Origin of the sequence: Maribacter sp. PR66 (assembly GCF_028464205.1) — a bacterium.
GTDB lineage: Bacteria > Bacteroidota > Bacteroidia > Flavobacteriales > Flavobacteriaceae > Maribacter > Maribacter flavus.
In genome coordinates this window covers 178,124-202,815 of sequence record NZ_JAQPCH010000003.1, presented here as the reverse complement: position 1 = coordinate 202,815, position 24,692 = coordinate 178,124, and the positions used below count along the sequence as shown (strand labels likewise).

Sequence of the window (24,692 nt, the reverse complement as noted above, 5' to 3'; positions counted from 1 at the left end):
ACACCTAAAAATGTTCTACCATTTTAGGGACATAGAACATTTTTTTTACAATGCCTCTGAATTTTTCTTGAACTCCAAGGTATTTATCTGTACGAGCATTTCCCCTTCCTTGGCATTTGGGTTCCTGACCACCAAATAGAGGTCATGGAAACCGTTTATATCCTTCACATCCACCGGAATGCTTTTTTGGGCAAGGGCCATTACGGACCTAAAACTTGGTTCCGGGCCTTTTTTTCCTCCAGCTTCCCACTCGCTTCTAAGGCGTTGTAATTCCTCCCTAAAGTTCAGTTCCAACGGCGCTATTTCTTCCGTGGTCGTGATCAAAGGTCCGTCCGGGGCATCCAAATGTACTTCGATAATACCGCCAATATCCTTGGTACGGGTGGAGGCCTCCGCATTGATGACCATTTCTGTAATACCTGTAAAATCGATGTTTTTATAGGATAACCATCCACCGTTCCTATTCATCTTTAAAGCCCTGTTAGGTGTTATCAACAATTTGGTGCCTTCGGCCTCGTCATATTGTTCCGAGGTGATGACGGGATTTCGCAAGGCGATGATCTTTTCGGAAGTTAGCGGTTGTACTTTGTCCGTTCCCTTATCCGTATAGGCTACGCGCAAGAGGTAGCTACCTTTTCCATTTTCTTTTTGCGGTACAGATGTGATATAGCTTCCCGATAGCGGTATCCTTTTAACTTCCTGTTCTAGATCGTTGAGGCCCATTATGTAGTCCACGATCAATGCCGCATCTTGCTCACTCAGGTCCGGATGGGCGCTCATGGCATGCTCGCCCCAGATTCCAACACTACCACTGATAATCCGTTGGGCAATTTCCTTTTGCCCCTGGATATCGTTCTTATACTTGGCCGCAACCTCCTGATAGCTGGGCCCAATGGAGCGGATATCCACGCGGTGACAGGAAAGACAGTCACTTTCATCGATCAGGGCCTTTCCTTTTGAGAGGGTGATCCATTCATCCGTACTCACGTGGTTCTGCGCAATTTCAATGGGGTCAAAACCTTCCGGGGCATAGTCAAAGTTGACCGCTACTTCTTCCTCCTTAATAGTGCCATCCGATACGGAGCCGTCTTCCTTGTCCGCAACCTTGATGGTATAGGTTAGCTGATTATCTGGAAAGAAGAAACTTTGATTCCCTTCCACAATTTCCAAATCAATGGTTGGCGGTTCATTACCCGCGGTCACCTTAAACTGCTGTTCGTTACTGTAACCTTCACTATCCGTCACTTGTAGGTTTACAGTATAGATACCTGCATCTTCCAAGGTGATTTTAGGATTTGGGCCATCCAGACTTTGGGAAAAGCCACTATCCGAGGACACTGTCCATTGATAGGATAACGCGTCGTTGTCATAATCCATGGTGCCTTCCGAGGAAAGATTTAGTTCAAGTGGTACCGCACCTGCTTTTTTATCCGCACTGGCCTGGATGATCGGAATTCTATTGCCTCCATTGTACTGTACCCTTTTGATCTGGGCATTTTCATTGCCTCGAAACCATGCAGAGCCATATTCCAATACGTACAGGTCCCCATCCGGACTAAATTGCATGTCTATGGCACTTGAGAAATTCTCTTTGGGTAAAAAAGGCTCCATGGACACATAGTCCCCATTTTCATCCATCGTTACGGCAATGATCCACCCGCGCATAAATTCAGTAATCAACCATTTGCCTTCGTAATAGGCGGGGAAGCGTTTGTCCGATGCAGGGAAGTCTGCTTGACGGAACACGGGACCTCCGGTAGCGCTCCTACCAGCACTGCCCAAAAGGGGAAATTCCTCCGAATAGCCATAAGGGTACCAGAAAAATGCCTTTTGTGGTGGGGGCAACTCGGTAATACCCGTGTTGTTTGGAGAGGTGTTTATCGGTTTTTCAACGTCAAAATAGCCGTAAATGGAATCGGTTTCATAGTCATAGTCGGCATACGGCTTGTTGTCCCCAATAAAATAGGGCCACCCGAAAAATCCTGGACCTTTGGCCTGATTGAATTCATCATGACCTTTGGGTCCTTGGTCCAAATCCTCGGAGGCATCCGGACCTACCTCGCCCCAATAAATAAATCCGGTTTCATTATCGATGGAAATTCTCCATGGGTTTCTATGCCCCATGGTGTAGATTTCTGGGCGGGTCTTGGACGTACCCTCCGGAAAGAGATTGCCCTCAGGTATAGTATAGGAACCATCATCTTCTGGGTGAATGCGGATAATAGACCCTCGTAGGTCGTTGGAGTTTCCGGCCGTTCTTTGGTCGTCCGAGGTTTCATGTCCAGGACGTTCGTCCAGATTGGATGTACCTTGCGGCGGGTTTGCCGTATTATTACCGATAGTCATGAACAGGTTACCATTTTTGTCGAATACCATTCCACCCCCCGTATGGCAGCATACTTCGCGTTGGGCAGGGTATTCCAGTACCACTTTTTTGGTATCGTCCAGTAGCTTTCCATCCCTGTATTCCCATCGAGCCAAAACATGTTTGGGTTCATCAGGGTCTGCATAGAGCATAAAAATCCAGTGATTGTTCGCAAAATCCGGATGGGCGACAATGCCCATCAAGCCTTCTTCAGCGGTCCTGGTCTGGCCTTCCTTGTTGGTGTAGATGGTATTCACAGGAACATTCCCCACGGTTTTGACGATCCTGGTATCCGCATTGAAGGATTTGACGCCTCCTTTTCGCTCTGCCAAAAGCATTTCCGTATCGTTAATAAAGGTGAATGCCATAGGCTCGTCCAATTCGCCGGGTTCCGTTAAAACGGTGGTCGTAAACCTGTTTTCTTCCGGTTTTGAAAGGTCCGCAACCGGTTTTTCATTGCAGGCAACCAATAGAATAAAGGAACTTAACGTGAGTTTAAACCACGGGAAAACCATGGTTTTACAGCTTTTTGAATCTTTTTGCATCGGTTATGAATTGAGTTGGTAAGGACTAAATGTAAATAAAAGATGTATTTGGAACACTCTCTGTTTAACCTGTAAACACGTGGTTTAACAAAGATTTATGAAAGTTTTATAATTTAAATTCGGTCTTTCCCTTTTTAGTTTTGAAGATATGGGGGTAATGTTCCTCAATATTTTTTTTCATAAAATCGAGTGGCACGTCTTCAAAATATCCATAGTCGTCAGTATACTCCATGAAAAGACTTCCAGAATTGTTGTATTGCTGCAAGTAGGAACTATTATTGCCATCGAACTCTAAGGGTTCTACATTGAATTTTTCACAGAGCGACTTGTTAAAGGCAGGGGACATTTTAAGCCATTTGTCGTCAAGAAGCGCATTGACCATACCATGGGGTGTTAACTCGTTGGAACCAAATTTTTCCGTTAATCGCTCCACGGCAATATGGTTCTTAACCTTACCCAAATGCAATCTGGCCGGAATGCCCGCACCGCGCAAAAGGGAAATTAATAGAATGGATTTTTCTACACAGTTTCCCGTTGATTTTTGTACAATCGTGCTTGATCTGTAGTTTTCTTTAGAAAGGTTAATACTATAAGGGTCGTATTTCCAACCATCCCTGACAAGGGTATATAATCTAATGGCCTTCTCCTTAGATGAAAGGTCATTAGTCAGCGACTTCTTTAGGAGAACGTCAATTGTAGTATCGTTGTAATCAAAAAAATAGGAGGAATTCAAGTATGTCATAAATGATTTTTGTACTGATATTTTACCAAAGATTGAAAAATAACTCAACAATATTTCCCAAAATAAAGCTAACCAATGCACCCCATATGGAAATACGCCCAAGATTGAAGCTATCCGTAAATGCCAACCAAAGGGACCAAGCCGAACAAATTAAAAAAATTACCTTGGCATATACCGGTAAAGAACTTGGAAAGACTCCCAGTATACTAAATAGAAAATCCATTAGGACCGAAAAACCAAAAAGGGCCAGGGTGAAATTCACCTTTTTATCTTCATTTAATAAATAAATACCTGCAACCAACAATTCTACACATAAGGCTAAAGACCCAAACTGACCATAATATTCCCTTTTAAAATAGCTTGATAGGCCAGTAGGAAATTCTACGTCCAGATAAAAAATGATTCCTAGTACTATTGCTATTAGAACAAAAATAATAGCCGTTATCGTCTTCAAGGTTTTATTCGGTATGTCCACGACGCACTAATTTTACGATTCGATTATATATGATTTCAGAAATATTCCAGTTATATCCTTTAAAATTAGTGGTATTGGTGAATTGTACGATTACGGCATCCATATCTTCATCATATTTAGCAATAGTCTGGTATCCTGGTACCAATCCAGTATGGTCAAAAACATAAATAGAGGCATAGATTTCACGCTCTCCACCTTTAAATACCGTACTGTCATTAAGGGCCCTTAGAAATTTACCAACGTCTTGGGCAGTGGCCACCATTCCTTGGTCATCCGTTTTTAAGTCGGTATTGTAACCCTCATATCTACCACTCATAACATCATCTAAATCCACATCATTAATAGATGCAAAGGTATTTTTAAGTTTTAGAGGGTTTAAGATTTCCCTTTTGAAATAATGAAATTCACTTTCCCCAGTTACTTTTTTAATCAGTTCCGAGAGTAACAAATAATTGGTGTTGCTATATTCGTACCCTTTGCCAGGTTTAAACGTAGCCGGTTGATCCAAGATTAACGCTAGGTTTTCTTCGGATGTTTCCTTTGGGTTTGCCCAATAATTAAATGTATCGGTGTAGTTGGGAATGCCACTTCTGTGCTGAACCATCATACGCAACGTGATTTCATCGGCATATTCGATTCTTCCAACCAATTCTGGAAAATAATCGGCCAAGGTGTTATCCAAGGATAGCTGCTTGGCTTCTGCCAATTTAGCGATTGCTACGGCATGGTAAAGCTTACTTACGCTCGCAATTTTAAACAAAGCATCTTTACGGGCAGGTATAGTGTGGTCCCAATCATGCCAGCCAGCTGTGTAGGTCTTTGGAGGTTCTCCGGCTTTATCCACATAGACTATGATGCCATCGAACCCTCTATCCAAAGCCTCTTTCACTTGTTCCTGTACCGAATTTGGTAATGGAACTATCCAAGCCCATACAATGGACCATGGTACGAAAAACAAGGAGATTGCAGTACTCGTAAGCAAAACGATTCTAAAAATAGTATGAAGCTTTTTTTTCATTATTTTGACTATAAGTCTTTAAGATAGGGATTCATTTCCCGTTTTAAGGTTTTCTTTATCGAAAGTGTTTTGTATTTCAGGTAGCTTTTTGTTGGGATTTGGTCTTATGTCCCATTTCAATCCGAATAAAGGCCCTACCAATGGAATTTTACATATTAGTAATTCATAGATAAAAAAGCAAAGCGCCATAGTGAATATCGTAATGATAATAAACTTAGCGGATACATGTATATCCAGCGGTAGAACTAATAATGCTCCCAAATACAAAGCGAACATATGAACAATGTATACAGGATATGCCGCTTTGCTTAAATAAGTAAGTGTTTTACTAGGTTTATTTAAATAGGTATAACCCATTCCAAATACCCAAAGAATCCAACTTATAGATTCAAGGGACATTAAATACCCTGGTGCTTCGGTGGCATAAACGTAATATCGAATCCCATATAATATGGCAGCCAAGCCAAAATACCCCCATTTCCATTTTAAGACGGTTTTCCAAAAATTAGTGCCACTATACATGAGCATAAAACCAAAAAGGAAAGCCAGCAATCCTAAAAAGAAGCCATGCCAAGTTTGGGCGTACATTGCAAAGGGCTGAGGTTGTAGTATATACGTTTCCAACATGAAGAAAAGGGCAATGCTTAGTGGTCCCAAAGGATGATTCATCACTTTGGACAGTACTTTTTGAAACGTACTATTCTCGTATTTTCTTAGCAGAAAAAATAACGGCATCAATAGTAGAACATAACAAAAAATATTACCTAGAAACCATAAGTGACCCATATGTGGAAAATAGTTTAAGGAAATTTTGTAATAGCTTTGAAAAATATACATGTGAAGCGGTGTAATCGCTACGATTCCAAAGAGAAAAGGTAAAAAGATCCTTTTGGAACGTTCCCAAACCAATTGCTTCCAATTTCTTTTTTTCATGGCAAAATAAACTCCCATGCCAGAAACAAAGAATAAGAATGGTATGCGCCAGACATTGAGCATGGTCATCGGCTTCCATAGACCCTCCCATGAATCCTCACTTCTAATAAATCCCAAGAACATGGCCCAAGGTTGAAAAACAATCGCTATGTGATAGATTAGAAGCAGGCCTATGGCAATGACCCGCAACCAATCAATGTCGTATCTTCTTTGTGTTTTCATTGTAGTGCATTAAAATGTCCTATTGCAACATCATTGCAATGACTGGACGTTTTTTTTCTATTTCGGCAAGATCTAACTGTAGGCCCATGGGAGCCAACTGTTGCTGTAACATTTCATAAATGGGCTTAACTTCATTATAAGGCCCCATTACCGATTCCCTAGCAGTAGCTCCAAAGCTGTTTCTTAGGGATTTGTCCGCATTGGCATCGATTAAGAGTTGTACCATTTCTACTCTTCCAAAAAAGGCTGCAACATGTAAAGCAGTAGCACCATCGTTGTTTTTAAGGGTAAGATCTGCTCCCGCATCAATAAGTTTTGCAGCGATGTTTCCTTTGTCAAAAGTTACTGCGGTAATCAACGGTGTGGAACCACTCATGGCGTCTTTTTTGTTGATGTCCGTTCCAGAAGCAATGTGTTGTTCAACTACTTCTGCATTATTCGATAATATGGCCGTCTGTAGGTCCATAGTAGGTTTAGGGACGCTTTTTTCATTGGTAACAGCTGTTGTTACTTTTTCCTTGTTAGCCGATTCACCACATCCTGTTAAGAATACTAACATAAGAACGGAGATACCAACTCTGTTTTTAAACGATTTGAAAGAACTTGTTTTCATGACTTTTTGTTTTAAGATTATTAATCGATTTATTTGATGATACAAAGGTCGACGAGGTCATGAAGCAAGGTTTAAAAGCTATGCGGAATCATATATCAAGTTTCAGGAGTGGATAAAAACTATGGTGAATTCATATAAATTATGACGCAAAGCAGGATTTATGACCTAGTGGTAAGCTATTAGTGGAAATACTGGAATTACTCATAATTTTCTATTTGCACACTTATTGGTATAGTGTCTTTTTTCGCTTCTGCTGCATTCGGTATGATTGATGATTTAAATGTTTCTCTCATTCGAGTGCCAATTGAATTAATACGATGCTAATGGTCAAGCCATACGGTACGTCCAGAAAGGTATAAGTCAAAGTAAATTAAATTGGATTTTTAATTATTACTTCTTCAATGATTCGGTTTTGGTTTTTGCTCTGAACGTGTTTTGAATCAATTAGTAAATTATTCAATGTCAAGGATGGGAAAATCCTTTTTGCTCTTTTTAGCATTTTCTTACCAGGAAAAATAATATCATGCTGGGCAGCAAAAATTGTAATCCGCGTTTTAATATTGGCAGCATTCTTCGCATCAATCACGGGTACTGGTGTGAAGTCCATGTCAAACTCCAAAAACACTTTTGATAAGTATTTGAAAGCAAATTCATCCCTATCGGTGAATAGTTCCGCTAAAAACTTCTCAATATATTTTGGTTTTCTAGTCTTTATGAAACGTTTCATCGGAATGAAAATTTTGAACAGTGCTTTTAATGGATTGCCATTTACGATGTAAGCTGGGGAGGACAAATAGACTCCAGTAATCCTACTTTCATCGTATTCCAGCGTTTTCAAAATCACTAATCCGCCAAAGGAGAAACCTGCCATTGCTACTGAGTCTAAATTTAGGTTTTGGATTAGTTCAATCATCCATTTTCCATAAGAATTATCTTTCATACTCAAACGAGTGCCAGCACTTTTATTTGGTTGAGCCAGAACATCAATAGAATATACTCGATGTGTTTTATGTAAGTTTGGATACGTTTCTAAAGTTATTGATGCACAGCCATTTGAGCCATGCACTAAAATTATTGGTGGATTAGATGAATTGCCAGTTGCAATTACGTTTGTTTCACCAAAAGATGTATTCACCTTCAGAAATTTATGCGCAATTTTGAGTTCCTTTAGCTTTTCATCATATAGACGTAAAATAGCTTGTTTTCCTTGTTCTGTTTTGAAGAGGGTCTTCATGATTTTTTGTAGGCTGCTACATCAATACAGGTGTAATTTTTTATAATTCAACTGATTTTATTCATGTTTTGGCTAGTATCCCATTTTTAGGATTATATTTTCTTTTTTAGTCACCGGTTGTCGTATTAATTTCTTCTATTATGAGATGTCCTAGTTCCGTTAACTCGCTATATTGTTCAATCATCGTATCAAACTGCCACGCAGCTAGACTTATGACATTTCTATAAGCAGGTTCTGCTGTAAACTCAATGAATGCTTGGTCATATTCAGATTGAGGTGTGGCTTTGGTTGCTAGGGAATCTAATGGCATGAATGCAGAAGCCAACATAAGTGACCTATCGAATTGGGAATCGAGGTAATTTTCTTGGTACACGGCATATTGATTGTAATTTCGCTCATTTTCCGCAATGATATCCACTAAACCGTGATATTTAGCCAATAGTGAATCAAGTTTGGTATTATTTATTTTTCCATAAAATTCAGAGTTTTTCAAAGATTCATACCCCCCCGAATTTGGTTTGAAATAGAAATCAGCAAAAGCAGCCCCGCTTACTTTGAATAAAAAAAGATTCTCTTTTTCGGTCTTATTTAAAATGCTATTGCGTGCTTCTTTACAGATATCTGCAATTTGTTTTCGTCCTTTTGTTAATAGTGCAAGTTGTTCTATATCTTCAGCCGTATGAGTTTTAATTTTAGTCAAATATTCATGTAAGGAATCCTTATCCTTAATCGATTGGTTCCAATTGTTTATCTGTATGGCAATTAAAATTCCAATAACCACTAGAACGATTTCGCCTAACCCATACTTCAGGTATTGCGTTTTCTTATTGTCTAAAATTAACTTATGCCGAATTTTTCTAAATAATTTCATAGGTTAACTCAAATTAGCCGCAATGGTCTCTAGTAAGAAAAGTACGGTTTTAGAACCGAAAATCTTTCATCCGAGAACTGATTTTTGTTGAATTTCATAATCTTTACTTAAACCTTTCGACCGTTTTTTTAAACCAATGTTGTATGCCATTTTAATTTAATTTTTCTCGTTGATTGGCCTTATTCCAAAAATTAGTAAATACCCTATCATCCAAAATTCACCAATGGTTGCAGGTATGGTAAGAAATCTATTGTAGCTAAAATCAATTCCCGCGTGGCGTATAATTGTAGAAACCAGATAGCCTATACCACCTAAAATAAGAACTCTTCCTAACCAGATAGGCAACCTTTTAGACTTAATAACAATATATCCCATTGGAAATAACCAAAGCCCAAAAAATAGACCACCAATTCCCCAAGCATTTGAAATCATATGTTGAAGCATCTGAATTAGTAGAACTTTATCTTCAGTAATACTTATATCGGAATTTGCAATACCTATTGCTGAGGCTATTGAAATTGCACTTATCATTATGGCTACGGCATTCACCATGCCCCATATACCTAGCGTCCAAGCTCCCCATTCATAATTGTCCTTAAATAATTTGAAAAACCAAACAGCGGTGAGTGCCTGTGATAGTACTATAGCAAACTCTAACAGTAACCTAATTCTTGCAGTCGATTCCAATGCTACCAAATTCGATAGCGTTTGTTCAGGATTACCGGATACGAATATTTGAGAATGAAAGACCATAAATCCTAGAATTCCTGTAATAGCCATCATTAAATACCATATACCGGTTGTTCTCGCTGTCTTAATTATATGCGTTTGTTCATTATTTACAATCATTTTTGCTTTTATTTGGGTTTTGAGTATTCGATTAATTCCTCTACGTAGTGAAATTCACCTTGGTCTTGGGTTAGTTTTATGAAATTTTTCACGGCAGGAGCATACAACCAAACTTCTGTTTCATTTGCATTGTAACCCCTGGAATTGGTAGTCTTGCCAGAATATTTAATGGTGTATGCCATAAAAGTTCCGGCTTCAACTGTTTCTTCTTTGAATGATAGTACTTCGGCAGTTTGACTTTGATTTCCCGTAGTTCCATCTTGACTAGTCCAATTATTCTCATATTTCCACTTTTTGCCAATTTCAAGAGGCCAGTCGTACTTAGGTGTTTCACTTTCATCTGGTTTAGCAATTTCTGCAATTGGAATGGTATCTTTACCGATAGTCATTCCTAAAACTCCATCATAACTTACGACTACCCTTGTATCTGTTCCTTCTGAGCGTACTTCTCCTTCAGTAGTCATACCCTTGTATTTCCAGACCCATTTTTCACCTGCCGTATAATCAGCCGGTGTTGGTTGTTCGGTTTTTGTATTGTATTGGTCATTGCAGGCACTAAGAATCATTAATGCCAATGGTATTGCAAATAGACTTTTCATTTTCTTTACTTTTTAAAATTCCTTATTAATTAAAACCAGCTAAAACCAATTCCCAAACTAAATTGCACAACCTCTCTGTCAATGTCATTGTTTAGCTTTACACCACCAACAAGCAGTTTGGATTGTACATTTAATGCAAATTTGTTTTTTCTGTAGACTTCATAACCCGTACTAACCATTGCCGCTATTCCTGTATTCCAATCGTCATTAACATTTTCCTTGATATCGTAGAGAGCAGGAGAATCTATGGCTAAACCAGCGCCGCCATGTACCCACCATCTATCCTTTATCCAATACTGAACAGAAGGTATGATACCACCAAAGTCCCTATCATTTTCATCAAGCGTGTAAATCATTCCAGGTAAAGAAACGGTAATCGCCAAACTGTTATTCAACATGTAACCAAACTTTAATTCCGGAAAAGTACCACCACCTTGACTATCATCAAAGTTTCGGAGTCCACCACTATCTTCAATACTAATAACACCACCTCCAAGGCCAAATTCGAACATAAAGCCATCTCTGGTAAAATTGTTATGAGAAGCCGAATTCTTCTGAGCATAAGAAATTGTAGTAATTAAGGTAAGGGCAGTAATGGCCATTCTTAACATAATTTGTTTTTTGATTGTTTTCATGCATAAATTTTTAAAGGTTTTATATGATTTTTTTGATATTACAAAGGTCGATGAGGCTGTGATGCAAGGTTTACTAGTTATGCGGAAGAACATATCAAGTTTCAGGAGGGTATAAAAACTATGGCGCAACGGTATAAAATATGACGCAATATGGTGTTTGGCCTGTGATGATAGGCGATTCAACGAAATACCTTGGTTCTCTACATTTTTTCTAATTTAGGGGCAGTAAAAACAAGTATTGTATCCAATCTGTGAACAGGTCAACCTTTTTAGAAGAAGCAAGGGACATTATTCTCAAAAACCTATCTAATGAACAATTTGGGGTATCCGAACTGGCGGATGCCGTGCACATGAGCAGGTCCAATTTGCTTCGGAAAATAAAAAAGGAAACCCAATTATCTGCAAGTCAGTTTATACGTAAAATTAGATTGGAAGAGGCCGTGAATTTGTTAAAGGAAACCGATTCTACGGTATCCGAGGTTTCTTATCAAATAGGTTTTGGAAGTACCTCATACTTTATAAAATGCTTTAGGGAAGAATATGGTTTTTCTCCAGGGGAAATACATAAGGAGATGGAGTTGTCTTTGCCCCCACAACAGGTCAACGACAAACAACGGCGTTATTTTTGGCCGGTTGTTGCCATTGTTGGAGTTTTGCTAATCATGGCCGCTTATTTTTTTATTTCCAAAAAAGAGCCAAATCAATCGGTGATATTGGAGAAATCCATTGCTGTGCTTCCATTTAAAAATGAGAGTAGTGATTCTACCAACCTTTATTTTGTAAACGGGCTTATGGAGTCTGCTCTGAATAATCTCCAAAAAATTGAGGATTTGAGGGTTATCAGTAGAACATCGGTAGAAAAATATAGAAGAACCCAAAAAAATGTGCAGGAGATTGCACAGGAACTCAACGTGAACTACTTGATAGAGGGTAGTGGTCAACGAGTGGGAAATACCGTTTTGCTAAACGTGAAATTGATTGATGCAACGACGGATACCCCTATATGGTCTGAACAGTACAATCAAGAAGTAGTAGATATTTTTAGCCTACAGAATGATGTAGCCAAACGGATCGCAGATGCTATCGAAGCCGTGGTAACGCCCGCAGAGTTGGCCCAAATTGAAAAGAAACCCACAGATAACCTTGAGGCTTACGAGTATTACTTGAGAGCATTAGACCCTTACTATTTAAAGACCAAAGAAGGTCTGGAGGAAGCCATTCCCTTGTTTGAAAAGGCAGTTGAACATGACCCAACCTTTGCATTGGCCTACGCCAATTTGGCCATCTCCTATTATTTTCTGGATATCAATCGAAGGCAGAAAAACTACACAGAGCTCATCAACAATTATGCGGACAAAGCCCTTTTATACGATGCTAAAAACGATGTTAGCCTTATTGCCAAGGCTCTATATTATGTGCATACGGATGAATATAGGTTAGCTGTTCCCCATCTGGAAAAGGCGTTGGAATATAATCCCAATTCGGCTGATGTGGTTCAGGTTTTGTCTACTTTATACAACAGCTATATACCGGATACTGCCAAATATTTAAAATATGCCCTCATAGGTATCCAACTGGATATCGCTGCCAATGACTCTGTTGCCAAAAGTTATATTTACCTAACACTAAGTAATGCACTTGCACAAACAGGATTCATAAAAGAAGCTTCAAAATATATAGACAAGTCCCTTGAATTTGATCCAAAGAACGCTTATGCCCCTTACTTGAAGGCTTATATTAAGTATGCCGAAAATGGTGATATGGAGCAAACCAAAAAAAGCTTGATAAAGGAACTGGAAAAGGATAGTACCCGTCTGGATATTCTACAGGAAGTGGCAAAGCTCCATTATTTTCAAAGGGATTATGAAGGTGCTTACCCTTATTATAAAGCCTTTGTTGAAGCCAGGAGTCAAAATAGTCTAAAAATATACCCACAAGAAGACCTGAAGATTAGTTTAACGTATTCCAAGGTGGGAAAGGAAGAAAAGGCAAGGGAGTTTTATAATGCCTATGCCATTTATTGCGAACAAGATGTATCCATGTACAAAAGTGCCAGTATCGCTATGAAATATTCTTATGACGGAAGAATTGACGAAGCTATTGACGAACTTAAGAATTTTGCCACACAGGACCATTTTCAATATTGGATATTATTGTTTCTGGAAGAAGATCCGCTCATAGACCCCCTTAAGACCCATCCAGAGTACGCTGAGACCATTCAAAAAATAAAGGAACGTTTTTGGGAAAACCAGTCGAAGTTAAGGGAAACCTTGGAACACGAAGGTCTACTTTAGTTAAAACTGAAATTCTATTTTAGGGGTAAGTAATTTAGATCCGAATTGTTTCAGATGGTTTATTTTTGACTTTTAACTCAATAATTCCAATGGCCAACAAATCACTTTTTACGCTTCTTTTTTCTATTTTTTTTATAGTTACGTGCTTTGCCCAAAAGATCGATTTTTCAAAACTACAGAACCTAAAAATTAGGATTGTGGGACCTGCAAATATGAGTGGCAGGATAACGGCCATTGATGTGGTATCTGAAAACCCAAATATCATGTATGTAGGTGCTGCCTCTGGTGGGGTATGGAAATCCGAGAATGGTGGTTCTGCATGGAGTCCAGTTTTTGATGAACAGCCCACACAGAATATTGGGGCCTTGGCCATACAGCAAAGCAATCCCAATGTGATTTGGGTAGGTACCGGCGAAGGAAATCCTAGAAATTCCATGAACTTGGGCATGGGAATTTTCAAAAGCGAGGACGGAGGAAAAAGTTGGAAGCATTTTGGACTGGAAGCTACCAAGACCATCCACAGGATTATCATTGACCCTAAAGACCCAAATACTATCTATGTTGGTGCTATGGGCGATCCTTTTACGGCCAACCCAAATAGGGGACTTTACAAAACCGTCGATGGCGGTGACCATTGGGAGAAAATTCTATTTACCAATGAAAAATCGGGCGTTGCGGATATGGTCATGGACCCAAGGAATCCCAAGAAATTGTTCGTGGCCTTGTACGAGCACGAACGTACCCCGTATTATTTTACATCGGGAGGGGAAGGTTCCGGACTTTTTGTGAGCGAGGACGCAGGAAAAAACTGGAGGAAATTGGGTGCCGATGCAGGCCTGCCTTCTGGCGATTTGGGACGAATCGGGCTGGCGATCGCCCCTTCCAACCCCAATAGGATGTATGCCAAGATAGAGGCGAAAAAAAATGCCATTTACCGCAGCGATGATGGAGGAGTGCATTGGGAAATCATCAATGATACGCCCAAATTCGCCAATAACCGACCTTTTTACTTTCAGGATTTGGCGGTGGATACAGAGGATGCAGATAGAGTCTATAATATTTATCAGCCCTTATCCGTCAGTTATGATGGTGCAGTGACTTTTGATACGATTCCCATGATTCCTGCCGACGAAACCAAGGGAATCCATGCCGATTTTCATGCCTTCTGGGTCAATCCCAAGGATGCAAGGCATTTTATCATTGGGGGCGATGGTGGTTTAGGTATTACGCATGACCATGGCAAAAGCTGGTATTTTCCGGAGACCATTCCAGTGGCACAGTTCTACCATGTAGGTGTGGATAACGACCGCCCGTATAATGTCTATGGTGGCATGCAGGACAATGGCAACTGGTCCGGACCGGCCTATACCTGGAAACGCGGGGGCATCCGTACCCTGTATTGGCAATATTTAGTGGGGGGCGATGGCTTTGACATTTCGCCCGATTTGGACAACTCCCGATTTGGCTACGGTTCCTCACAGAATGGAAATTTGTATCGGTACGATAAATTGACAGGCTATTACGTAAGCATTCAACCGCCCGCCCCCGATCTAAAAACTGAGCTGCGCTTTAATTGGAACGCTGGTTTTGCACGGGACCCGTTCAACCCCAATGCGGCCTACTACGGTTCCCAGTTCGTGCATTTTACTCCGGACAAAGGGTCCACTTGGAAGGTTGTCTCACCGGACCTGTCCACCAATAATCCGGCATACCAAAAAGGGGATTACGGCGGACTCACCCTGGATATTTCCGGGGCGGAACGCTATTCTTCTATTTTAACGATTGCCCCTAGTTCGCTGGACAAGCAATTGATTTGGGCAGGTACCGATGACGGTCAGGTGCAATTGACCACGGACGGTGGAAAGACATGGACCAATCTCACTTCCAATGTAACCGATTTGCCAGAAGAAGGGTGGATTGCACAGATTCAGGCATCGACCTATAACAAAGGAACCGCTTGGATGGTGGTGAACAATTATAGAAAGGGCGATTATGCGCCTTATCTTTTTAAGACCGATGACTTTGGTAAGACATGGCAGCGAATGGTAAACGGTAAAACGGTACGTGGGTATGCCCTCACCGTTATCCAAGATCCCGTAGAACCCAATCTGGTTTTTCTGGGGACGGAGCACGGACTTTGGATCAGTGCCGATGAAGGCCAAACATGGGCACAGTTTAAAAACGGTTTTCCCTCAGTTTCCACCATGGATTTAAAAATTCAGGAAACGGAATCCGCCTTAATTGTAGGAACTTTTGGAAGGGCCATTTGGGTGCTGGACGATTTGTTGTCTTTACGTGAAATTGCCGGGAACAGATTGAAAGAGGGATTGACCGCCCTACCCATGAACGATGCCGTACAGGTCAAAGGACTATTTATAAATCCGCCCGGGAATATTTGGACCGGGTTCCACACCACTTTTGAGGGCGAGAACAAGGTCTTTCAAAAAACCGAAATCCCCTTTTACCTTTCGGAAGTACCCAAGCAGGGTGAAATCATTAAGGCCGATATTTTTGATCATCAAGGCAATAACATCAATTCGGTGGAAACCAAAGATTTCAAAGTTGGATTGAATTACGTGCTCTGGAAATTGGACGAAAAGTCAAGTTCCCTACCAGGTTCCTGGACGGACGATTTTTCTAGGGATATCCCCGTGCTGCCGGGAGACTATACCATCGTCTTGAAGTATGGAAATGTATCCGATACTACAAAAGTAAGGGTAATCTCTGATCCACGTTTCGATTTGGACGAGGAAGTAGACCGGCAGTTGTACAACTACAGAAAAGGGGCCGATGAGCAGGTAAAACGGATTTCATGGAAACTTACATCCATTAATGAAAAGCAGAAAAAGGTGGAAAAGCTACTTAAGCTAGTCTCAGATGCATCGGGGAAATCGAACGCTTCCTTACAACGAAAAATCGACCGAATGAATACGGATTTAAAAGCCTTAAAAGCAAAAGGGCAGACCCCAAGACCGGAACGTCAGGTGGGGGCTTGGCAATCCTTTGAAACATCGGCCTATTCAAAAATTAGGGAAGTCCTACAGATTGCTGCCGCCCAGACCACGGAACCATCCAAACAGCATTGGGAGACCCTAGAGCAGGCGAAGGGGTTGATTTCTGATTTTTCGACCCAGGTAGACCGATTTATGCAAAAAGAATGGTCCTCTTTTGAAAGCGATATTAAAAATTCAGGTTTTAATTTGGATATGGAAAAAGAGTAACTATAAACTTTCTGTCACTTCGAGTGAATTTTTGAGGTACGAAAAAATTTGTATCGAGAAGCATTTGGGTAAACAAGGAGCCTGCCCTGAGCGAAGCCGAAGGGTTCTCGATATAACGTCTCTTTCAGGCCGCCACTCGAACTGACAACGGTTATTTTATGGCGGATTTCCTCGTAATAATTTTTATCGCCTTGCTGTCTCTTCGAGTGAATTTTCAAGGAACGAGAAAATTTGTATCGAGAAGCACTTGAGTAAACAAGGAGCCTGCCCTGAGCGAAGCCGAAGGGTTCTTGATACAACGTCTCTTCCAGGACGCCACTCGAACTGACAACGGGTTTTTTATGGCGGATTTCCTCGTAATAATTTTTATCGCCTTGCTGTCACTTCGAGTGAATTTTCGAGATACGGGAAAATTAGTATCGAGAAGCAATCGGGCCAAAAAGGAGCCTGCCCTGAGCGAAGGCGAAGGGTTCTCGATACAGCGTCTCTTCCAGGACGCCACTCGAACTGACAATCGGTTTTTTATGGCGGATTTCCTGGTAATAATTCGTACTTTATTTAAATGAAAATATACGTTGTTTACATTCTTGAGTGTTCCGATGGAACTTGTTACACGGGAATTACATCCGATTTGGAAAAACGATTGGAATCCCATAAAAGCGGAAAATATAAGGATAGCTACACATCTTCAAGACTACCCGTTAAGCTAGCGTATTTTTGTGAATTTACGGAAGCCGCAATGGCAATCCAGACTGAAAAACAGATTAAAAAATGGTCCAAAGCCAAAAAGAAGGCTTTAATCTTGGGGCAATTCGACGACTTGCCGAACCTTGCCAAGAAAAAATTCAATTAACCGCTCTGTCACTTCGAGTGTTTTCAAACGAACGGTAGTGAAGTTGAAAACGTATCGAGAAGCTTTGGGACACAAAAAGGTTCTCGATACAACGTCTCTTCCAGGACGCCACTCGAACTGACATTTGGTTTATTAAAGGCGGTTTTTCTCCTATGAAAATGTGTGAAGGATTTACCCTAATACCGCTTCGGCCTCAATTTCCACCATATAGCCTTCGCCCACCAATTTGGCCTCCACCAAGGTATTTGCCGGATTGATGTCTTTAAACCGCTCTCCATGCGCGCGGGCCACAGCTTCCCAATCGGATAACTCGTTCACAAAAATTCGGGTACGGATTACATCGTTCAACGAACCTCCAAAAGAGGTAATAGCTCCTTCAATTTTATCGATGATGAAATGGGTCTGAGCCGCTGGATCGTTCCCGCCAATCAATAGATTTCCATGGGTGGCGGTCGTCCCAGAAACATGGATTCTGTTATCCACTTTTACGGCCCTGCAGTATCCGGCGTAATCCTCCCATTCCGTACCGCTAAAAATCTGTTCGCGATTGTGTCCGGTTTTTATCGGCGTAAACGCTTTTGGAATGGTTTCCAAGTGGTCGCTGAGGTCGCCGGATGCGGTCAAGAAGGGAGGCTTTCGGTACTCGTCCCCACAGTCACCCGGAATCATTTGTAATTCCTCCAACGCATTTTTGATGTTTTCCATGTCAGAACGGTCCAAGGTGATGTCCAACATGCTTCGGTTGTCCTGTATGTGTTCACTTTTACCCAATCGAGCTCCAACGATGACGGCGGCCACGGCCGGATTTTCAAGGATGTACCTCGTAGCGATATTGGCAATGGAGGCCTTGTGTTTGTCCGCCACCGTGCGTACGGTTTTCAACACGTACTGGTAAGGTTCCCACCCCCCGGCGGAATCGATGAAGCGCTTGTACTTCATCTGTGACCAAGTGTTCAACTCCTCCTGTTTGGGCTCGGGTTTGCCTAACCAGGCATCGGTCAGAAATCCGCCCGCCAATGTACCAAAGGCCAATAATTTTACATTGTATTGGGTACAGACCGCGGACATGTTTCCTCGGGCACGTTGGTCTATCAAGGAATGGCACACCTGATTGCACACAATGGGAATACCGCTGGCCAGGGCAATGCGCAAATGGGCCGCATCAAAATTGGTAACGCCTAAATGTTTTATGAGCCCTTCGTCCTTTAGTTCCTTCAAATAGATCAAACCGTCCAACCAACTGGGATCTGGATAGTACCATGCATGAAATTGCATGAGGTCAATGGAAGTCTGTTGCATCCTTTCCAGGGCGGTATTGACCGCTTCACGGACAGCCGCTCGGGTAATCTTCCCCGGTTTGGGTACCCATTTGGTAAAAAGTTGAACAGCGTTTTTATCTGCAAGGTTGTTTTTAAAAGTACCTGCAATGATTTCGCTGGAGCCGTAATGGTCGGCCATATCAAAGGAAGTCAGTCCGGCATCCAGATACGGTTGCATGTATTTAGCCGTTTCCACGGGATCCAAGGTAGTTCCGTGCCGTTCCATATCGGCAATTTGCCAAAGTCCGGTCACTACACGTGAAATTTCCAGACCATCCGCTAACGCTATCGTTTTTTGCATGTTTTATTCTTCGGGAAGTTGTAAAAATCGTTCTTTCAAAAGGGGTTCATTTTTTTTGAGTCGGACCCAATTATAGACAAAGATAGCACTTGCCACGCCCATGACGATGCCCCAAATGGGGGTGGAGTGAAAATACCAAGCTTTGGTCTCCGCCATCATATCCTTATAGGTATGGATAATCAAAAAGGCCGATAGTGTAATAATGCCCATCCAGCCTATGAGAAGCTGCATCGTTCTATTTCTCAGGACACCGCTTCGCTTTGCAAGGACTGGATTTAGTTTGCCGATGGAAACCAAAGTAATGCACATCAACAAAAAATTCACCATCATGGAAGTGACCATTATATCGATACCTAAAAAGAAATCGCCCGCAAAATGGGAGCCCAACACTCCGATGCTGGCCATGCCACCTGCCGCCCAAAGGGCAACATGCGGGGTCTGGTTTTTAGGGTGTATTTTGGAAACGGCCTTGGGAAAAATACCGTCCTTCGCCCATGCGAACATCAATCTGGAGACGGACAAAAGCATTGCCGGCAGGTCATTGATCAAGGCAATAGCCGCTCCGGCCAAAATGGCGATTCCCAGACTAGAGGGCAATACATAACTTAAAAGGCCCGGTGCCGAAATGTCCTTACTCATGGCCTCCTGGGCCACATAGCTCCAAGGAACGATGTGGTATACCGATGCGGCGAACAAAAAGTAAAACAACCCCACGCCAAAAATGGCCAGAATAATGGCCGTGGGAAGGGATTTTGTCGGGTTTTTGGCCTCACCACCTGCCTGCGCAATGGAGTCGAACCCTATAAAACTGGAGAATAATAGGGCTGCGGCCGATAGGAAGATGCGCCAGTCAAAATCGGTCTGTTTGGTGGGCTGAAAAGTGGTTCCCGTTTTGTTTTCAAGCGCCAATAGAAAATCCGATGCATCGTACACCAATCCGGCAACGATAACAATGCCTCCCAGCCCAAACATAAGGAACATCATGGGCAGGACTATGCGTTCGTAACTTTTAATGCCTTGGATGTTGATGGCCACAAAGGTCCAAATGAGACCCAAAGCGATGGTCACCCGGATCCATCCAATCTCCAAACTTTGGGAGATTTCTTCCCAACCCAAGGCCAGGGTGACATCCCTAATGAAGGGAACGGTGACATAGGCAATGACCCCAATGACAATTGAAAGCCCGAACCACTGCGAAAAACTGGCAATAAAACCTAGATAAGGATTAAGACCCCTGCTGGCGTAAATGTAGCTGCCACCGGCCCGTGGCATGGCCGAACCCAAAATTCCATAGGCCAAAGCGGCAAACAATGCGGGTATGGCAGCAAAGGCAAAGGCTGGTAAAACGTAGGGCCCAATACCGGGAACATTTCGTTGGATCATAAAGGGCACCACGTTGATGGAAGCACCTAACATGGAACATACACCCGTGGCCGTAAGGGCCAATAGTCCCATTTGACGGGCCAGTTTCTTTGGTTTGGCATTGAACATTACGATAGGAAATTTATAGTTATCGCTGTTCTTGCCCCAAGTAATTTTCTACACCGGTCATTTGCCATCGGCCTAAGGAAATGGGAATACTTCCCACGGAATTCAATTCATCAAAGAAGGCGCGCATTTCAAAAGGTTTATTTTTGGCTTCTTTCATTCGGGCGTATTCTGCCATTGTATTTTCCAAGAGATATTTTCCGGTAATGTAGCTGGTCCCATAGCCCGGTTGCCGCAAGTAGAGATGCTGTTCAAAAAGCAACAATTCCTTTTCAGTCTTCATCCAGCCGCGTGGGGTATATTCAGAATGAATGCCCCCGGCCTCTTTCATGGTCATCATATTGGCATGGGCATACAGGGAACCAAGTCCTCTTGCGGCTCGTTGGGCTATCATAATATAAACGATTTCCCTAGAGCGAGAGGAATCGTCATACAGTCCCGCATCCATGAACATCTCCTCTACGGCCGTGGCCGTACCTTCGTTACGGGAGTCGAATATATTGTAAAGTAACGGTGTACGCCTGATTTCACTGGCATGCGGTTCCGTATCCATACGTGCCAGCTCGAACCAATGGTAAAAATGGGAGTAGAGGGGACGTTGGTCATAGTGCGCTGTAATCCAAAAAAAGTTGCGTGTTTCCCGGGGTACAAAACCGCCAAGATGTGCATTTAATGCAGGTTCAAAATAATCCTTAACCGTGACCATTTCGTTTTTGTCCAGAAAATCCAGGAGACTTTTGGCGGCGGCTTTGGCGCGGCGGTCGTATTCCTCGGGGGAATTGGCATCGGTCAATTGCGGTAGGTTTCTATTGCGATGCTCCTCTAGTTTTAAGGCCGACCAAGCTCGGGAAAGTTCCCGTTTTAAGATCATGACTTCATCTTCCCAGGTCAAAGGCACCAAATGAACGTTTTGTAGGTACCAGGTATAATTTTCCTTCCCAATACCGGATGGCCCGGTTTTGTTGGATGCCTCAGCCTCCAACCAACTTGCTAAATTATTCGTAGAAGCAATGGCTTCTTCTATGGCCTTTACTATTTTTCGGTCCTTTGATATTCCGGGGAGCACCTTCATATCTTCCAGATTTTTGCTCTGGGTTTTAATATCGCGAATTCCGGCAATCCAAAGGTCCTTGGCATTCCCGGTCAGGTTCAGTTTGGCCTGTTCGTTCAAGGGCGGAATGACCGTTAGCTGCGCCAATAATTTGGTGCGTTGTTCCTTATCCAACGGAAAATTATAGGTCCAAAGATCTATGATGGCGTGATGCGTTGGCCCTTCGTGTGCGGGAACATCGCTTCGTGCCGTCCAAATGGTGGCATAAAAGGCGGGGTCGCGCTGCCAGGGTTTCAAGATGCGATGGTTAAAGTCGTAGCCGTTCATCTCTGCGTTTACGATACGCCAATCTACCTGATCGGGTATGGACCAGCCTGTGGTATCCATCTCCTGCAACTTTTTATGTAGGGTTTGGAATGCCGGCCATCTTTTGTCAAAGGTTTCCTGGGTGTAATCCGGTGCGCCATCCCGCAAAGGAGGGTTTTCAAAGGTTCTCCACTCCTTAAAAAAAGCGGTCAAATCCTGGTATGTATTAGATGAATTTTGAGCATTCAGGGCTGTTGTAAAAAGGAAGACAAATAGAATGTGAAATATGCTTTTTTTGATAATGGAAATAGTTTTCATTTAAGGTTTGTTTTGGTAGGGACGTTTTTATAAATTAAACATGGTGTCAAAATCGACCATAATTTAAATGTAATTATTGGTTTATTTTAGATTGCGAAAAGATTAATTGGAATTTTAGTTGTTAAGGGCTAGAATGAAATTTATTTTGTCGCTCTTAAAATACTTAATCGCACCAAGGCAACAGTTTCTTTGCTTTGCTGGTGGGTATTTCAAATTTGTTTACAGTATTCAATATAGACTCAACTCACTTTTTGAAAAGGAATTTTGATTTCAGTGCAGGGCCAAGATTGGTACTATGGCTTTATAACCAATTTCCTTCACCAATGGTTTGGAGAAAACACTATTGAAGAAAAAGTGCTTGTGATTTATAAATGCGATCATATCGCTATTTCTACTTTCAACAAATGAAGTTATGCCTTCTGATACGTCATTTTCAGTTAGGTTATGAAAGTTATACTTTATTGGTTCCATAATATCTTGCAACAATTGCTTATTGATTTCTTGTAGTTCAGTTAAATCATGTTTTTTACTTACATATAACACTCTTACTGTTGATTCAAACATTTTTGCAATCTCAATAAGGTAGCTAAGTTTCCGTCTCTTAAAAGTGGCTTTAAAATTTGTTGGAAAAACAATTTCTTTTGGGATAGAAAACTTTACGTTTTTGGGTATGGCCATAACCGAGCATTCTCTAATCTTTTCCATTGCTTTTACGGTATTGCTTCCAAAAATAACCCCCTTTGTGCCAGAAGCTCCTTGGGTACCCATTACTATTAAATCAATGTCTTTTTCAGCAATTGTACGCTTTATCGCTTCAGAAAGATAATTATAGGTGGAAATTGTATGAAAGGCATGTTTGGGGTTGTCATTATGTAGCTTCAACATATCCAAGAGTTTTAGAAAGGAATCATGGGATTTTGCTTGGGCAATCCTATATTCCGCGCTATCAGGTTCAGGAAAATATAGTGATTTGGTCGTATAGCCGTCCAAGCTGAAAACGTTTAGAAAGTAGAATTCACAATTCAATTTCGCATAAAGGTCAAGTGCATATCTAGCGGCGTTTAATGCATTTTTTGAAAAATCCGTAGGAATTAATATTCTTTTGTCCATGATAGCATATTGTTTACTATGAGTTTTTATTTTTTCACTTAAGAATTACCAACATTATACCTGAAAAAATACGATGGAGTTTTTTGAATGTTTAATCGTGAAGCACTAAAAATGGTATTGTTGTGTGGTAGCTAACTTTTTCAACCGTAGGCCTAAAAAGAATTCGTTCTACAAAATTCAAATGCTTGGCCACCATTACAATCATATCCAGATTGCGACATTCAATGAAATTTTGAATGGTTTCGTCTAATTTTTTTCCTGTAAGGGTGTGGAAAGAGATTTCGATACCCGTAAAATAATCCTCTAAAAATTGTCGATTCTTTTGTTGTTGTTCACTAAATCTTTCTTCATTGGTCGAAACATATAAAAACCGTAAGGCCGAATTATGTGTTATGATCAGCTCCTTGATATTTTGCATTACTTTCCAATTATAGCCCAATTGAAAATCTGTTGGAAAGCCTATTTCCTTAGGTCTACGGTATTTTGCATTTTCAGGTACAGCCAAAACGGCACAGGGTACTTTTGTAATAACATCACCCGTATTACTGCCCATAGCAATGGCCTTCAATCCTGTTGCTCCTTTTGTTCCCATAATAATCAAGTCAATATTTTTATCGACGACTTCTTTTTTTATGTAATCAGTAAGAAAACCATAAAAAACCTCAGTCTTAAATGTATGCCTTGTGTTTATTGGAAGGTGTTCCACTCTTTTGAGTAAGTGGTTCATCTTTTCTTTGTTTTCCTTTAAAATACTATCTTCAAGTATTTGAGAAGAAACGTACATTGCTGTCTCCCCACCAGAGTATGCCGCTATTGGGTGAACATTTACTATATAAAATGTACAAGATGTTTTATTGAATAACTCTAATCCATAAGTAATGGCATTCCAAGCGTTTTCCGAGAAATCTGTTGGTATCAGTATATTTTTCATTTCCGAAATGTTTTTACTTAAAGGTATTTGTAATCCAGATGTTATCAAATGACAAAGGTCATGCGGTAAAGGGATTTTTATATTTTGAATAAACTGGGACTACTGAACCTAGAACTCGGTGAAAATTCGTAAGCTTGATAAAATCACTTACATTTTTTCTTATCGGATTTTGGATAGTTAGAGCTACATTCCGGTCCTTGCGTAAATTAAATGAATATTGCAGTAATGCTCAACCTGGGTAATTTTAATCACCTTAGGATTTATATTTATAATGCTAGCACCATTTCACTGAAAAACATTGCCCAAGTTCAATTCTAGTAGCTTTTTATATATAAGGTTGGTTTAAAGAATTGCCTTTTAAACCCATCATTTATTGTTGGTATTTGTAGTGCTTATGTC

The 24,692-nt window shown here is 41.2% G+C and carries 19 protein-coding genes; 4 read left to right on the top strand and 15 right to left on the bottom strand.

Translation table 11 applies throughout. The features are described from left to right. Nucleotides 1–45 precede the first annotated feature (45 nt). Together PP181_RS08410 and PP181_RS08405 are read right to left on the bottom strand one after the other, a co-directional pair. On the bottom strand, nt 46–2,910 hold the full coding sequence (locus tag PP181_RS08410; protein WP_272636739.1) for a PQQ-dependent sugar dehydrogenase: 2,865 nt from the start codon (nt 2,908–2,910) through the stop codon (nt 46–48). 106 nt (nt 2,911–3,016) lie between these two features. Continuing rightward, nucleotides 3,017–3,652, bottom strand: coding sequence for a transglutaminase-like domain-containing protein (locus PP181_RS08405; protein ID WP_272636738.1), 636 nt, complete (start codon nt 3,650–3,652; stop codon nt 3,017–3,019). Between the two features lie 86 nt (nt 3,653–3,738). On the opposite strand from PP181_RS08405, the gene PP181_RS08400 reads away from it, so the two are divergent. Further along, a complete protein-coding gene (locus PP181_RS08400; protein ID WP_272636737.1) occupies nt 3,739–3,939 on the top strand; it encodes a hypothetical protein in 201 nt (66 codons plus the stop codon). A 171-nt stretch (nt 3,940–4,110) separates the two neighbouring features. On the opposite strand, the gene PP181_RS08395 is transcribed toward PP181_RS08400, so the two are convergent. The 8 genes from PP181_RS08395 to PP181_RS08360 all read right to left on the bottom strand — a co-directional run bounded on the left by PP181_RS08395 (nt 4,111) and on the right by PP181_RS08360 (nt 11,101). Continuing rightward, complete coding sequence (locus tag PP181_RS08395; RefSeq protein ID WP_272636736.1) at nt 4,111–5,145, bottom strand: serine hydrolase domain-containing protein; 1,035 nt, start codon at nt 5,143–5,145, stop codon at nt 4,111–4,113. An 18-nt stretch (nt 5,146–5,163) separates the two neighbouring features. Next, complete coding sequence (locus PP181_RS08390; RefSeq protein WP_272636735.1) at nt 5,164–6,300, bottom strand: acyltransferase family protein; 1,137 nt, start codon at nt 6,298–6,300, stop codon at nt 5,164–5,166. 19 nt (nt 6,301–6,319) lie between these two features. After that, on the bottom strand, nt 6,320–6,913 hold the full coding sequence (locus tag PP181_RS08385) for an ankyrin repeat domain-containing protein (RefSeq protein ID WP_272636734.1): 594 nt from the start codon (nt 6,911–6,913) through the stop codon (nt 6,320–6,322). A 370-nt stretch (nt 6,914–7,283) separates the two neighbouring features. Further along, nucleotides 7,284–8,147, bottom strand: coding sequence for an alpha/beta hydrolase (locus tag PP181_RS08380; RefSeq protein WP_272636733.1), 864 nt, complete (start codon nt 8,145–8,147; stop codon nt 7,284–7,286). Between the two features lie 106 nt (nt 8,148–8,253). Beyond that, nucleotides 8,254–9,018, bottom strand: coding sequence for a DUF6090 family protein (locus tag PP181_RS08375; protein WP_272636732.1), 765 nt, complete (start codon nt 9,016–9,018; stop codon nt 8,254–8,256). 156 nt (nt 9,019–9,174) lie between these two features. Further along, nucleotides 9,175–9,867, bottom strand: a complete 693-nt coding sequence (locus tag PP181_RS08370) for a DUF4386 domain-containing protein (protein ID WP_272636731.1) — start codon at nt 9,865–9,867, stop codon at nt 9,175–9,177. A gap of 8 nt (nt 9,868–9,875) precedes the next feature. After that, on the bottom strand, nt 9,876–10,466 hold the full coding sequence (locus PP181_RS08365; protein ID WP_154918207.1) for a hypothetical protein: 591 nt from the start codon (nt 10,464–10,466) through the stop codon (nt 9,876–9,878). Nucleotides 10,467–10,495: 29 nt separating this feature from the next. Then, nucleotides 10,496–11,101 (bottom strand): hypothetical protein, encoded by a 606-nt coding sequence (locus PP181_RS08360; RefSeq protein ID WP_154918209.1) that lies wholly within the window; start codon nt 11,099–11,101, stop codon nt 10,496–10,498. 251 nt (nt 11,102–11,352) lie between these two features. On the opposite strand from PP181_RS08360, the gene PP181_RS08355 reads away from it, so the two are divergent. From PP181_RS08355 to PP181_RS08345, 3 genes are all read left to right on the top strand, one after another. Continuing rightward, nucleotides 11,353–13,395: a helix-turn-helix domain-containing protein gene (locus PP181_RS08355; RefSeq protein WP_272636730.1), complete on the top strand. Its 2,043-nt coding sequence runs from the start codon at nt 11,353–11,355 to the stop codon at nt 13,393–13,395. An 89-nt stretch (nt 13,396–13,484) separates the two neighbouring features. Then, entirely contained in the window at nt 13,485–16,616 is a 3,132-nt protein-coding gene (locus PP181_RS08350; protein WP_272636729.1) for a WD40/YVTN/BNR-like repeat-containing protein, read from the top strand. Nucleotides 16,617–17,178: 562 nt separating this feature from the next. Further along, entirely contained in the window at nt 17,179–17,469 is a 291-nt protein-coding gene (locus tag PP181_RS08345) for a GIY-YIG nuclease family protein (protein ID WP_154918215.1), read from the top strand. 171 nt (nt 17,470–17,640) lie between these two features. On the opposite strand, the gene PP181_RS08340 is transcribed toward PP181_RS08345, so the two are convergent. The 5 genes from PP181_RS08340 to PP181_RS08320 all read right to left on the bottom strand — a co-directional run bounded on the left by PP181_RS08340 (nt 17,641) and on the right by PP181_RS08320 (nt 24,293). Beyond that, nucleotides 17,641–19,089 carry an aldo/keto reductase gene (locus PP181_RS08340; RefSeq protein ID WP_272636728.1) on the bottom strand — a complete coding sequence of 483 codons (1,449 nt, stop codon included), beginning with the start codon at nt 19,087–19,089 and terminating at the stop codon, nt 17,641–17,643. Nucleotides 19,090–19,092: 3 nt separating this feature from the next. After that, nucleotides 19,093–20,580, bottom strand: coding sequence for an APC family permease (locus PP181_RS08335; protein WP_272636727.1), 1,488 nt, complete (start codon nt 20,578–20,580; stop codon nt 19,093–19,095). Between the two features lie 19 nt (nt 20,581–20,599). Next, a complete protein-coding gene (locus tag PP181_RS08330; RefSeq protein WP_272636726.1) occupies nt 20,600–22,252 on the bottom strand; it encodes a hypothetical protein in 1,653 nt (550 codons plus the stop codon). A gap of 270 nt (nt 22,253–22,522) precedes the next feature. Further along, nucleotides 22,523–23,362, bottom strand: a complete 840-nt coding sequence (locus PP181_RS08325) for a universal stress protein (protein WP_272636725.1) — start codon at nt 23,360–23,362, stop codon at nt 22,523–22,525. 91 nt (nt 23,363–23,453) lie between these two features. Then, the gene (locus tag PP181_RS08320) at nt 23,454–24,293 is read right to left on the bottom strand and encodes a universal stress protein (protein WP_272636724.1); all 840 of its coding nucleotides are present in this window, start codon (nt 24,291–24,293) and stop codon (nt 23,454–23,456) included. Nucleotides 24,294–24,692 lie beyond the last annotated feature (399 nt).